General features: G+C 76.2%; 12 protein-coding genes. 7 read left to right on the top strand and 5 right to left on the bottom strand.

What is annotated here, in order from left to right; all coding sequences use genetic code 11:
• Positions 1-13: 13 nt before the first annotated feature.
• Positions 14-1,036 (top strand): endo alpha-1,4 polygalactosaminidase, encoded by a 1,023-nt coding sequence (locus NP075_RS00325; protein WP_227563724.1) that lies wholly within the window; start codon positions 14-16, stop codon positions 1,034-1,036.
• A gap of 151 nt (positions 1,037-1,187) precedes the next feature.
• A complete protein-coding gene (locus NP075_RS00320) occupies positions 1,188-2,756 on the top strand; it encodes a DNA polymerase IV (RefSeq protein WP_227563723.1) in 1,569 nt (522 codons plus the stop codon).
• Here the strand turns inward: NP075_RS00320 and NP075_RS00315 are convergent.
• The 3 genes from NP075_RS00315 to NP075_RS00305 all read right to left on the bottom strand — a co-directional run bounded on the left by NP075_RS00315 (position 2,710) and on the right by NP075_RS00305 (position 4,966).
• Complete coding sequence (locus NP075_RS00315; protein WP_227563722.1) at positions 2,710-3,156, bottom strand: hypothetical protein; 447 nt, start codon at positions 3,154-3,156, stop codon at positions 2,710-2,712. The genes NP075_RS00320 and NP075_RS00315 overlap by 47 nt on opposite strands.
• 75 nt (positions 3,157-3,231) lie before the next feature.
• On the bottom strand, positions 3,232-3,996 hold the full coding sequence (gene map, locus NP075_RS00310) for a type I methionyl aminopeptidase (protein WP_227563721.1): 765 nt from the start codon (positions 3,994-3,996) through the stop codon (positions 3,232-3,234).
• A gap of 322 nt (positions 3,997-4,318) precedes the next feature.
• The gene (locus NP075_RS00305) at positions 4,319-4,966 is read right to left on the bottom strand and encodes a GNAT family N-acetyltransferase (protein ID WP_227563720.1); all 648 of its coding nucleotides are present in this window, start codon (positions 4,964-4,966) and stop codon (positions 4,319-4,321) included.
• Positions 4,967-5,063: 97 nt separating this feature from the next.
• Here NP075_RS00305 and NP075_RS00300 point away from each other — a divergent pair, with 97 nt between their 5' ends.
• From NP075_RS00300 to NP075_RS00275, 5 genes are all read left to right on the top strand, one after another.
• A complete protein-coding gene (locus NP075_RS00300) occupies positions 5,064-5,672 on the top strand; it encodes a TetR/AcrR family transcriptional regulator (RefSeq protein ID WP_227563719.1) in 609 nt (202 codons plus the stop codon).
• A 188-nt stretch (positions 5,673-5,860) separates the two neighbouring features.
• Positions 5,861-6,982, top strand: coding sequence for an LPXTG cell wall anchor domain-containing protein (locus NP075_RS19025; protein ID WP_284439907.1), 1,122 nt, complete (start codon positions 5,861-5,863; stop codon positions 6,980-6,982).
• 171 nt (positions 6,983-7,153) lie between these two features.
• A complete protein-coding gene (locus NP075_RS00285; protein WP_227563718.1) occupies positions 7,154-7,522 on the top strand; it encodes a hypothetical protein in 369 nt (122 codons plus the stop codon).
• Positions 7,523-7,567: 45 nt separating this feature from the next.
• Complete coding sequence (locus NP075_RS00280; RefSeq protein WP_227563717.1) at positions 7,568-9,010, top strand: outer membrane protein assembly factor BamB family protein; 1,443 nt, start codon at positions 7,568-7,570, stop codon at positions 9,008-9,010.
• Between the two features lie 16 nt (positions 9,011-9,026).
• Entirely contained in the window at positions 9,027-9,410 is a 384-nt protein-coding gene (locus NP075_RS00275; protein WP_227563716.1) for a YchJ family protein, read from the top strand.
• A 15-nt stretch (positions 9,411-9,425) separates the two neighbouring features.
• On the opposite strand, the gene NP075_RS00270 is transcribed toward NP075_RS00275, so the two are convergent.
• Together NP075_RS00270 and NP075_RS00265 are read right to left on the bottom strand one after the other, a co-directional pair.
• On the bottom strand, positions 9,426-10,886 hold the full coding sequence (locus NP075_RS00270; protein WP_227563715.1) for a YyaL domain-containing protein: 1,461 nt from the start codon (positions 10,884-10,886) through the stop codon (positions 9,426-9,428).
• A 113-nt stretch (positions 10,887-10,999) separates the two neighbouring features.
• On the bottom strand, positions 11,000-11,995 hold the full coding sequence (locus tag NP075_RS00265; protein ID WP_227563714.1) for an NAD-dependent epimerase/dehydratase family protein: 996 nt from the start codon (positions 11,993-11,995) through the stop codon (positions 11,000-11,002).
• Positions 11,996-12,025: the final 30 nt, after the last annotated feature.

Raw genomic sequence — 12,025 nt, 5'->3', positions numbered from 1 at the left:
CTACAGTGACGGCGTGCCGAGGACGACGCCCCGCCGCACGTCAGCCCTCGTGGCCGCGTGCGCGGTCCTCGTGCTGGTCACGGCGTGCCGCGCGCCCGTCGACGGCACTGCACCCGTCACCTCGTCGACCCCCGACGCCCCCACGTCGACCGCGCAACCCGCCCCGGCGGACGGCGCCGCGCCGACGCCCGACGCGGCACCCGCCGCCGGCTCCCCGCCGACGTCGTCGTCACCGTCCGCGCCGACGACGCCCGGGCCGGAACCGGACGGCACACCGGCGGCGAGCCCGTCACCGGCGGCCCGTGCCGTGACGCTGCCCGCGCCGGGCACGCCGTTCGAGTACCAGCTCGGTGGTGCCGACGAGCCCGCGGCGGGCGCGGGCGTGGTCGTCCGGGACTCGACCGCGGCCCCCACCGGCCGGTACGACGTCTGCTACGTCAACGGCTTCCAGACCCAGCCGCACGAGACCGAGCGCCTGCTGCGCACCGACCCCGGCCTGGTGCTCCACCACGCCGGCGAGCCGCTGCGCGACGAGGGCTGGCCGGACGAGGTGCTGTACGACATCTCCGAGGACGACCTGCGGCAGCGCGTCGCCGAGCGCGTCGGCGCGGCGATCGACGCGTGCGCCGCCGCCGGGTTCGACGCCGTCGAGGTCGACAACCTCGACTCCTACACCCGATCGCTCGGCCGCATCTCGACGACGGACACGCTCGCGTACGCCGCGCTGCTCGTCGAGCGGGCGCACGCCGCGGGCCTCGCCTTCGCGCAGAAGAACACCGCCGAGCTGACGACGCAGGTCCGGGCGCTGGGCGCGGACCTCGCCGTCGCCGAGGAGTGCCGCGAGTGGGAGGAGTGCGACGTGTACACGTCGGCCTACCCCGTCGTGCTCGACGTCGAGTACGACCGTGCGGCCTTCGACGCCGCGTGCGCGGAGCAGCAGGACCCCGCGACGCGGGCCACCGGCCTGTCCGTCGTCCTGCGCGACCGCGACGTGCTGCCGCGCACGGCACCCGGTGCCGTCCACGAGAGCTGCTGACGCCCCGCTCGTCCACGTCGTGGGACGCGCCGGTCGCGAGACCGGGCTGACGTCGCTGATGGTCGGCCATGAGCTCACTGAGCCCGGTCTCGCGACGGCCGCGTCCCGAGACGTGGACGAGCACCCCGCGCCGGCATCGGAGGATGGGGGGGTGGACCCGGCAGCCGAGCGAGCGCAGCGGCTCGTGGCCGCCGTGCGCGTGCGCGACTCCGCGACCGTCCTGCACCTCGACGCCGACGCGTTCTTCGCGGCCGTCGAGCAGCGCGACAAGCCGTCGCTGCGCGGCAAGCCGGTGCTCGTCGGCGGGGTCGGCGGGCGCGGCGTCGTCTCGACCGCGTCGTACGAGGCGCGGCGGCACGGGGCGCGCTCGGCGATGCCCATGTCGCGGGCGCGGCGCCTGAGCCCAGGGGCGGCGGTGCTGGCCCCCCGGTTCGCCGCGTACGCCGCGTACTCGCAGGTCATCATGGGGGTCCTGCGGGAGCTGACGCCCGCGGTCGAGCCGCTGTCGATCGACGAGGCGTTCGCCGACCTCGCCCTGTGCCCCGGCGGCACGCCCGAGCCCGAGGACGCGGCCGCGCAGGTGCAGGCCCGCGTCGCCGAGCTGACGGGCCTGACGGTGTCGGTCGGCGTCGGGCGGTCCAAGCTCGTCGCGAAGATCGCGTCCGACCTGCGCAAGCCCGGCGGCGTGGTCGTGGTGCGGCCGCAGGACGAGGACGACGTGCTGCTGCCGCTCGACGTCCGCACCGTCCCCGGCGTGGGCCCCGCGACGCAGGGTGCGCTCGAGCGCCTCGGGGTGCGGACGGTCGCCGACCTGCGCCGCCAGCCGCTGGACACGCTCACCATGACGCTCGGCGAGGCGCACGGCACCGGCCTCTACCTCATGTCCCGTGGCCTGGACGACCGGCCCGTCGTCACGACGACCGAGCGCAAGTCCGCCGGCGCCGAGCGCACGTTCGCGACCGACCTGCGCGGCCGCGACGTCGTGCTGTCCGCCGTGGACGACGTCGTCGACGAGGCCCTGCAGCGGCTCGAGCGCCACGGCGGGGCCGCGCGCACGGTCGTCGCGAAGGTCCGCTACGCCGACTTCTCCACCGTGACGCGCTCGGTGACGTTCCCGCACCCGACGGCGTCCGACGCCGAGCTGCGCGACGCGGCCCGGCGTGCGGTGCTCGCCGCCGGCATCGTCGAGCCGGTGCGGCTGCTGGGCGTCGCGTTCCACGCGCTGTCGTCGCACGCCCAGCTGGCCCTCGACCTCGACGCGCACCTGTTCGACGCGCCGCGGCGCGCGGTCGTCGGGGAGCACGACCACGTCGGCGGGCGGCTGGCGGAGGTCGCGCGCGACGACGACGGTCCCGGTGCAGCACCGGACGACGACGCGTCGGGCGACACCGACCTCGTCGCCACCCTCGTCGAGGACGACGCGCGGCTCGTCGGCGCGGAGAAGGCCGTCGTCGGGCGCCCGCTCGGCGGGTCGCAGGTGGGCCGGCCGCTCGACGAGTCCAACGCGCGGCCCGGGCTCGACGTCGAGCACGCGACCCTCGGCCGCGGCTGGGTCGTGCACGTGCGCGGCCGGGAGGCGACCGTGCGGTTCGAGACGGCGCTGACGCCGCCCGCCCGCTCGCGCGTCCTCGACCTCGACGAGGACCCGCTCGAGCTCGTCGAGCCCGTCGGCGTCACACCGCCGTCGGCCGTGCCGCCCGAGCTGCGCGGCGACGCCTGACGGCGGCGACCAGCGCGACGACGCCCGCACCCGCGAGCGCTCCGACGACGAGCTGCACGGCGAGCTCGCCCGCGGGCAGCGGGCGCAGGCGGTCCCAGAGCACCAGGGCGGCCACCGCGACGGCCCCGAGCGCACCCACCTCGAGGACCGTCCGCCGCACGGCACCGCGTCGGCCCTGCACCTGGCCCACCGCCATGACGGTGATCCCCGCCGCGAGCACCGCGGGCGCGACGTCCGTCGTCTGCCACGCCAGCACCAGGCCCGCCGCGAAGACGGGTGTGAGCCATCGGTAGGTGTCCCGGTACCAGGGCCTCGAGCCGGCGCCCGGCTCCTCGCGGTACGCCCGCACGTCGACGGGCGGTGCGGTGGGGATCTGCCCGGTGCCCTCGCGTCCGCTCATGTCCGTATCGTGTCGCGCCGCCGCGCCGCGCGGGGTGGGATCGAGCGGCGGACCGCGCCGGCGCCGGCCCGGGTGTCAGTCCCGAGCGGTCAGCACCACCGGGCCGCGCTTCGTGATCGCGACGGTGTGCTCGGCGTGGGCCGCGAGCGAGCCGTCGGCGCTGCGGATGGTCCAGCCGTCGTCGTCGATGACGTAGCCGCTGCCGCCGGCCATGAACCACGGCTCGATCGCGATCACCAGACCGGGCTTGAGCCGCTGGCCGCTGCCCGGGCGCCCGTCGTTGGGGACGTGCGGGTCCTCGTGCATCGTGCGGCCCACGCCGTGCCCGCCGAAGTCGGTGTTGATCCCGTACCCGCCCTGGCGCGCGGCGCGGCCGATCGCCGCCGAGACGTCGCCCATGCGCGCGTTCGGCTGCGCGGCGGCGATGCCGGCGGCCAGCGCCTGCTCGGTCGCCGCGATGAGGCGCTGGGCCTCGGGCGTCTGCGTGCCGAGCTGGAACGTCAGCGCCGAGTCCGCGACCCAGCCCTCGACCTGGCACGCGAAGTCGATGCTCAGCACGTCGCCGTCCTGCAGCACCCGCTCCGACGGCAGGCCGTGCAGCGCGCTGTCGTTGACCGACGTGCACAGGACGCCCGGGTACGGCATCGCCCCGAAGCTCGGGTGGTAGCCCAGGTAGACGGAGTGCGCGCCGGCCTTCGCGATCATCTCGCGGGCGTGCGCGTCGAGGTCGGCCGTCGTCATGCCGACGCGGGCCACCTCGCGCAACGACGTCAGGACGTCGGCCACGAACCGCCCGGCGGGGCGCATCTGCTCGATCTCGGCGGGGGACTTGAGGGCCACGGTCCCAGCCTCTCACCTGCCGCGGTGCGGGCAGGGAACAGCCCGTGGGCCGGACCCCTGACGGGGCCCTGCCGCGAAGGACGAGGTCGCGGCTCCCACGGGCTGCGGTGACTGCCGTGGACTCGCCGGCCACCCGGCCGGCCGGTGCCGGCGGAGCAGGAGCGGATCGAGCAGTCCGTCCGATGACTCGGGCGGCTAGCGGGCAGCCACCTCACGCGTCCGGAAAGACTTCATGTCTCGGACCACCTCCCTTCCGTGTACCCCCGACGCTACGACGCGCGCCGTGGCCCGCCAAGGGGTTTTCCCGCGGGACGGCCGGGCGTCAGGCCGTCGGGTCGGGGGTGGCGACGGTGGGGGCGGAGCGCTCGGTGACGGGCGGCCGCCACATCGCCATGGGCGCGGCCGTGACGCCGCGCACGGGGGCCACGTCGACGAAACCGTGGCGCCGGTACAGGCGCCGGTTCCGCTCGGTCGACGACTCGAGGTAGGCGGGTGCGTCCTGCGCGTCGACCACGGCGAGCCGGGCGTCGAGCAGCGTGCCGCCGACCCCCATGCCGCGGGCCTCGGCCACGACGCCGATCTCCTGCAGGTACCAGTGCGGCCGGCGCGGGCGGTGCCGGTCGATCGCGTGCTTGGTCGTCGCCGCTCGGACCAGGCCGCCCGCGCCGCAGGCCCGCAGGAACGACGGGAGCTGACGCGCGAGCCGCGGAATGCTGGTGACCGCGCCCGGGGCCTCCCAGATGGCGACGCCGAGCACGTCGGGGTCGCCCGAGCGCCGCGCGACGTCGACCGTCCCGTCCGCCACGGCGGGCCGCAGCAGGCCGACGAAGAGGTGCTGGGTGCGCGCGAGCCGGTCGGCGGCGGCGCCACCGACGACGGCGCCCGTCACCGGGTCGTCCGCGAACGACCCGGCCAGGACCGCCGCGGCGGCGTGCAGGTCCGAGGGCGCGGCGGGGACGACGACGATCACGGGCCCTCCTGCGGTCGGCGGTCTGCTCACCCGCAGGCTAGGGCGAACTTGGCCATGTGTCCAAGTCAGTTGGCCAAGATCTGCCTACGATGGCGGGGTGACCCCCTCCTCCAGCGGCGCCCACCGCTCCGCCGACGAGCGGCGGGCACAGCTCCTCGACGCCGCGCTCGACGTGCTGCGCGAGCACGGGCTCGCCGGTCTGACCACGCGCGCAGTGACGGCCCGCGCCGGCGTGACGCACGGGATCTTCCACTACGTGTTCGGGTCCAAGGCCGCCCTCGTCCGGGCCCTGATCGACCGCGAGCTCACCGGCGCCGCCGCCGCGTGGGGCGCGGCCACGGCCACGGACGACCTCGAGACCGCGCTCCGGCAGGCGGTCAGGGCACAGCTCGACATCGTGCGCGCCGACCCCGGGCACCAGGCCGCCCTCTTCGAGCTCATCCGGGCGGCGCGCGACGACGCGGACGTCAGCGCGGCGGAGTGGGAGCGGCGCCAGTACCTCGCCGAGATCGAGCGCCAGCTCGTGTCCTGGTCCGACCGCGGCGGCGTCACCTGGGACGCACCCGTCGAGCACGTCGCGGCGCTCGTGCTGTCGGCCACCGACGGCGTCGTCCAGACGTGGGTGGCGGACCACGACGACGCACGTGCCGACGCGTCGGCCGACCTGCTCGCACGTGCGGTCGCCTCCCTCGCGCGACCCGCCTGACCTCCCCTCCGCGGCCGCCGACCCGCGCCCCGCGAACCACCGCACACGGGTCCGAACGGATGATTCATCCACAACTTGGACAGAAGTTCACCAACCGGCAGGCGTTTGCCTCTATTGTCCGTTACGCCCGACGGCGTGGCCGTACCGGCGGGCACCCGTCCAAGCGTCCGCGGCCGAGGAGTCCCCCCGTGAACCGCCGCCTGCCCATCGTCCTCATGTCCGTCGCAGCACTCGTCGTGCTGCCCGCCACCACTGCCGCCGCCGGCGGTGGTCAGCACGGCTCGGGCAAGCCCGGGTACTCGTCCGGTCCCGACAAGGGCCGCCCCGACAAGGGCAAGCCCACCACCTCCCCCGCCGACCTCTGCGGGGGCAAGCGCCACGGCGACCCCATCGCCTGGGAGGCGTACACCTGTGAGAAGGCGACGGGGTACTTCCTCTACAAGAAGAAGGACGTCAGCAAGCCGGCGGGCTGGTCCAACAGCCGCACGCAGCACCGCGTCGCGCTGCACGAGGTCTGGGCGTGGCCCACGGACGACGCGTCGGCCCGCCGGGAGGCGTCGCCGAGGCTGCCGAAGAACGCGCAGGTCATCCCGCTGACGCTCGACGCCAAGGACACCGCCGACGTCTGCGCCGCCCCCGGCGCCTACGGCCTGCAGGTGGACCTGGTCGGCAACGGCGTCGCGGGCCGCAAGCTCGACCTGCTGGCCAGCGTGCCGACCGTCATCACGCCGCCGGACGGCGGGTTCAGTGCGGACACGCTGGCGTACTACGGGCACTACGACGTGACGAAGCTGGTGGACATCGACGCGCTCTGCGACGCGGGCGAGGTCGTCCCGCCGCCGGTCACGACGCCGCCGGTGACGCCGACGCCGACGCCCTCGGCCTCCCCGAGCCCGTCGGCCATCCCGACGCCCGCTCCGTCGCCGTCGCCGTCGGAGACCAGCGACGTGCTGCCGGCACCGGTCGAGACGCCCGCCCCGTCGCCGACACCGACGCCGTCGCCGTCGCCGTCGGAGACGAGTGACGTGCTGCCGGCACCGGTCGAGACGCCGGTCCCGTCGCCGTCGCCGTCGGAGACGAGCGAGGTGCTGCCCGCACCCGCCGAGACGCCCACGCCCAGCGCCACGCCCACCCCCGCGCCGACGCCGACGGCCACCGAGCGCTCGGAGGTGCTCTCGGCCGTCGAGGACGACGACACCCTCGCCGCGACCGGCACGCAGGCGGCCGTCGGGCTCCTGGCCGCGATCGCCGCGATCGCCGGTGGTGCCGCTCTCCTGCTCGTCCGCCGCCGGCGGCACGCGGCGAGCTGACCCGGGCGCCCCGGCGCCCGCCCCACGGGGTGTCGTCGACACCCCGTGACCCGTCACCCCCCGGCCTCCCCCCCGGCCGGGGGGTGACGTGCGCCCGGGTCCGGTGAGGGCGGGACCCGGGCCGTGGGACGACCCCTCCCGGCACGCCACGTGGGCCGCTAGCCTGCGGCGATGGCGCCCCGTGGTCCTCTGCGCACCGTCGAGCTGATCGACGACGACGAGCCCGGCGGCAGCGGCGGGGCGCCGTCGTCGGGACCGGCGTCGAGCACGTCGCCGGGGCCGTCCGCCTCCCCCCGGCCGTACCGGCGGCGCATCGCCGTCGCCGTCGTCGTGCTGCTGGTCCTCGCCGTCGCCGTGTGGTCCGCCGACCCGCTCACCGGCTCGGCCATGCTGCTCGACGGACGCCTGCACGTCAGCCACGCGTCGGGAACGGTGACCTCGGACGCCCGGACCGACGCGGACCTGGTCCGGTCCGTCATGAACATGCTGGTGGTGGCCGACCTGGCACCGACCGAGGCACGGTCGACGGTCCTGGGCTGACGCCCGCCCGCGCCGCGCACGCCGCCGGTCGGTAGCGTGCGTGTCGTGGGTGACCCGGTGCTGGTCGTGCTCGACGACGACGCCGACGCGCCCACCCCGCAGGACCCCGCTCCCTCGGTCCGTCGACGGTGGTGGATCGCGGTGCTGGTCGCGGTCGCACTGGTGCTCGTCGCGGCGCAGGTCGTGGCCGACGCGCGCGAGCGCGCCCGCGTCACCGCCGTGGGGCGGCTGCCCGGCGTGCTCGCGCCGCAGCCGGACCCGCCGCGCGTCGCGTGGCAGGTCGACGACGACACGGTGGACGTCGTGGTCGTCGGACGCGACCTCGTCGAGGAGCGGATCGCGGCGGACGGCGCGATGACGCTCACGGCGCGCGACGTGGCCACGGGCGCGGAACGGTGGACGGTGCCGGTGCTGGGCGCCCCGACCGTGCCGCTGGCCGAGGACACCACGCGGTACGGCCTGCAGTGCGCCGACGGTCCGGGCCTGCCGGGCCGCCTCGTGTGCCTGGCGCACGACGCGACGTCGGTGAGCACGCCGGACGGGCAGGGCGCGGGCGCGTCGACGACGAGGAGCGCACCGGCGACGTCGGCGACGGTCGTCGTCGTGGACCTGGGGGACGGCGAGGTCCGGGAACGGCACGGGGCGGACGAGGGCGGTGCCGTCGCGGCCGCGCTGGAGGTGGTCGGGGACCAGGTGGTGCTGGCGGCGCCGCTGGACGACGGCACGACGGCGTGGGCGCTCGACCCCGCGACCGGCGCGGAACGGTGGCGGGTGCACGCCGAGACCGGGTTCGGCGGTGGCTGGCTGCGGTGGGGCGCCGAGGTGCGCGTGGTCCCGGTGGGCGACGAGGCCGTCGCCGTCCTGGGGGCGGGTGCCGTGCTGCTCGACGCGTCCGACGGGACGGCCACCGGGTCGGCCGGCACCCTCGCGACCGTCCTGGGCGCCCGACCGGACGGGTCCGCGCTGGTCGTGGCGAGCGAGGGCTACACCCGGCTGATGGGGCCCGAGCGTGACGTGCGCCTGGACGGTGGCCCCATCCCGGTGACGGTCGACGACGGCAGCGTCCCGGACCTGGCGCTCACGCTGTCCGGCGGCCTGCGCGCCTGGGACGCCGCGACGGGCGAGATGCGGTGGCGCGCGCGCGACGTCACGGGCACCCAGGAGGCGCTGGTCCTGGGTGGCCGCGTGCACGCGCACGACGGGTACCGCGTGTCGACGCTCGACGCCCGCACCGGCGAGATCCTGTGGGAGGTGACCGCACCGGAGCTGTTCAGCCCGGACGCGGCGGTCGCAGGTCTGGCGACCGACGGCGTGCTGCTCCTCGTCGACGGCCTGGACGCCCCGGCGTCGCGCGCCGAGCTCGTCGCGGTCGACCCCGGCGCCGGCACCGTGCGGTGGGAGGCCGACCTGCCCGACGTGACGAGCGTCGGCACGATCGACGGCGTCCTGGCGGCGCGGAACCCCGCCGGCACGGTCGTGCTGCGGTGACCGGGATACTGCTGCCGTGACCAGATGCCCCTGCGGCAGCGGCCTGCCGTTCGACGAGTGCTGCGAGCCGCTGCACTCCGGCGCGCGCACCGCCGGCACCGCCGAGCAGCTCATGCGCTCGCGCTTCAGCGCGTTCGCCGTCGGCGACGCCGCGCACCTGCTGCGCTCCTGGCACCCGTCCACCCGGCCGGCGGACCTCGCGCTGGACGAGGACGTGCGCTGGTACCGCCTCGACGTGCTCGCGACGTCCGGCGGCGGCGCGTTCGACACCGCGGGCACCGTGGAGTTCGAGGCGTTCTGGCGCGGGCCCGACGGGCGCGGGTCCGTGCGCGAGGTCAACCGGTTCGTGCGCGGGCCGGAGGGCTGGCAGTACGTCGACGGGGACACGACCCCCCGCTGACACCGCCCCGGCCCGTCAGCCCAGTCCGCCCCAGCGCATCGGGTTCGAGCGTGTCGACGCGAGCAGGAACCACGACGTCGCGCCGACGTGCTGCACCTGGAAGTAGCCGAACCCGAAGCCGGTGTCGAGCAGGCTGGACGCGGCGACGACGCCGCCGTCGACCGCCACGCCCCCGAGGTGCTGGCCACCCCCGAGGACGTCCTGCGCGTGCCGCACCTGGGCCAGCAGGTCCTCGGCCCGGTGCCGGTCGCCGCGGCGGTCACGGTCGAGCAGCGACGTCGCGAGCTGGGCGGTGCCCTCGAGCCACACGCCGTCGGGGTGGACCGTGATCCCGTTGTACTGGGCCGTGGACGTGAGGGACGCGGTGCTGAACGTGACACCCGAGACCCGCTCGCCGTCGGGGAGCTGCGACGTCGGTGCCGCGGCGTCGTCCGTGACCGCGAGCGCGGTGGCCGCCCAGTCCAGGGCGCCGTCGTAGCGACGCTCGCGGATCGCCAGCCGGCTCCACGTCGCGGGGTCCAGGGGCACGGGGTCCCGGTTGATCTCGACGCCGTCGTTCGTGCCCGTCCAGAACCAGCCGGAGCGTGGCTCCCACATGCGGTCGACGAACGCGAGCGCGTGCTCGGCGGCGGCCGTCCAGCGCCGGTCGCCCGTGACCTTGCGCAGCATCGTGAAGAACGCGACGCAGTCGACGTTGTGCTCCGTCGACCCGTTGGGCACCGGCTGGTCGCCGCCGTCGACGCCGAACGAGAACCCGCCCAGGGGTGCGGTGGACCAGGTGGTCGTCACGATCCACTCGCCGATGCGCACGGCGGCGTCGCGGTACTCGGGGTCGCGCGTCGCGCGGTACAGCTGCAGCAGCGCGATGCCCGGCCAGGCCATGTCGCCCACGGCCGTGCCCAGGAACCCGAACTGCCACCCGACGTTGGCGTACCCGTCGGCACGCACGAACCCGTCGGGCTGCGGGGTGCCGTCGTAGAACGTGTACGGGCCGACGTTGTAGCCCTGCCGCAGCCGCCCGTCGGCGTGGTCGGGGTCGTGCTGCTGCGCGAACACCAGGCCGTCGCCGATGACCCGGGCCGTCTCGACGCTGCTGCGCCGGCCGTCCGCCAGCAGCGCGCAGACGGCGAGCGCGTTGTCGTAGACGAACGCCGTGGAGAACAGCCCCAGCTCGTCGGTGTAGCTCTGCGCGAGCCGCGGCCCGGTGTTCACGGCCGGGTACGCGTCCGTCGCGGCACGGACGAACGCGACGGCGGCACGCTCGGCGCCGGCCGCGCCGCCGTGGTGGCGGCCGGGGCCGTGCGGCAGCGACGGGCGCGGCCCCCAGGACCGTCCGTCGTGCGCGGCAGCCGCACCGGCACCGGCGACGACGGCCGTGGCCGCGCCGGTCAGCGCGAGGAACCCGCGGCGGCCGAGCACGTGGTGGCCGAGCCCGCGCACGGGCGGCATGACGTGGGTCTGCGGATCGTCCGGCATCGCACGCTCCCGGGGGCAGGGGGGTGTCGCCGCGACGTCGCGGCCCGCCCGCCAGGCTAGGGACCCCGGGCGCCCCTGGGAAGGGGCGCCCCGCGGAGGGGCGCCCCGGCCCGTCAGCCGACGGGAGCGGGCTGCGGGTGCTCGACGCACCACCGGAACGTCTCGCGCACGGCCTCGACCACGTCGTCCGGCTCGATCCCGAGGACGGCGGCGGTCGCCTCGGGGTCGCTGACGGCCCGGCGGTCCTGGAAGCGGAAGCCGTCGACGACGTGGATGCCGTGCTCGACCCCGGCGGCCGCGGCCGCGGCGTCCGCCCGCTCGGCGTGCGGGAGCATCACGTCGAGGGGGACGACCACGACGTCCTGCGGGTCGCGGCCGACGGCCTCGCACGCGAGGCGGTACAGCTCGGCGTACGTCAGCTCGTACGCGTCGATCGCGTACCGCGCCCCGTGCGTGCCGTGCTCGAGCGCGCCGGCCGCGGCCTGCGCGACCTGCCGGACCGTCACGGACGACGTGGATCCGCCGAGCACCGCGACCGGGCCGGGCGTCTGCACCCGGTCCAGGACGAACTGCCACAGCGGGCGGCGCTGCCCGACGATCCCGAAGATGTAGGGCAGCCGCAGCACCATGACGTCCATCGCGCCGTCGCCCTCGAGGTGGGCGACCTCCTCCTGCGCGAGACGCGTCCGGGGGTAGCCGTTGTGCGTGCGGTAGCCGAGGTCCGGCCACCGCTCGGCGAACTCGGCGGTGTACGAGCCGAACAGCACGAAGCGCGAGACGCCCGCCTGCCGGGCGAGGCGTGCGACGCGCTGCGTGGGCCGCACGTTCGCCTCGTGGAACCAGTGCGCCGCCGGGGCCGGCGGCACGGTGCGCTCGTCGGCCCCGGCGGCGTACACGACGGCGTCGACGTCGAGGAGCACGGAGGTCAGCTCGTCGTCGGTCATCGCGCCCAGGTCCGCCCACAGCGTCGCGACGCCCTCGGGGAACGTCACGTCGGTCGCCGCCGGCGGCAGGGACAGGCTGGTGACGCGGTGCCCGCGCGCGACCAGCTCGACGATGGTGTGGAAGCCGAGGAGGCCGGAACCTCCGACGACGAGGACGCTGCTCATGGACGTTCCCTCCGACGCGGTCCACGCGGT

Origin of the sequence: Cellulomonas wangsupingiae (genome assembly GCF_024508275.1) — a bacterium.
Classification (GTDB): Bacteria; Actinomycetota; Actinomycetes; order Actinomycetales; family Cellulomonadaceae; genus Cellulomonas; species Cellulomonas wangsupingiae.
Note: the sequence above shows the minus strand (reverse complement) of the source record. Positions and strands in the feature narration are given on the sequence as shown.

Excerpts from the sequence above, each read along its gene's own strand:
- NP075_RS00315 (WP_227563722.1), bottom strand. The coding sequence starts at position 3,156 with ATGAGCGGACGCGAGGGCACCGGGCAGATCCCCACCGCACCGCCCGTC.
- NP075_RS00285 (WP_227563718.1), top strand. The coding sequence starts at position 7,154 with ATGGCGCCCCGTGGTCCTCTGCGCACCGTCGAGCTGATCGACGACGAC.
- NP075_RS00270 (WP_227563715.1), bottom strand. The coding sequence starts at position 10,886 with ATGCCGGACGATCCGCAGACCCACGTCATGCCGCCCGTGCGCGGGCTC.
- NP075_RS00265 (WP_227563714.1), bottom strand. The coding sequence starts at position 11,995 with ATGAGCAGCGTCCTCGTCGTCGGAGGTTCCGGCCTCCTCGGCTTCCAC.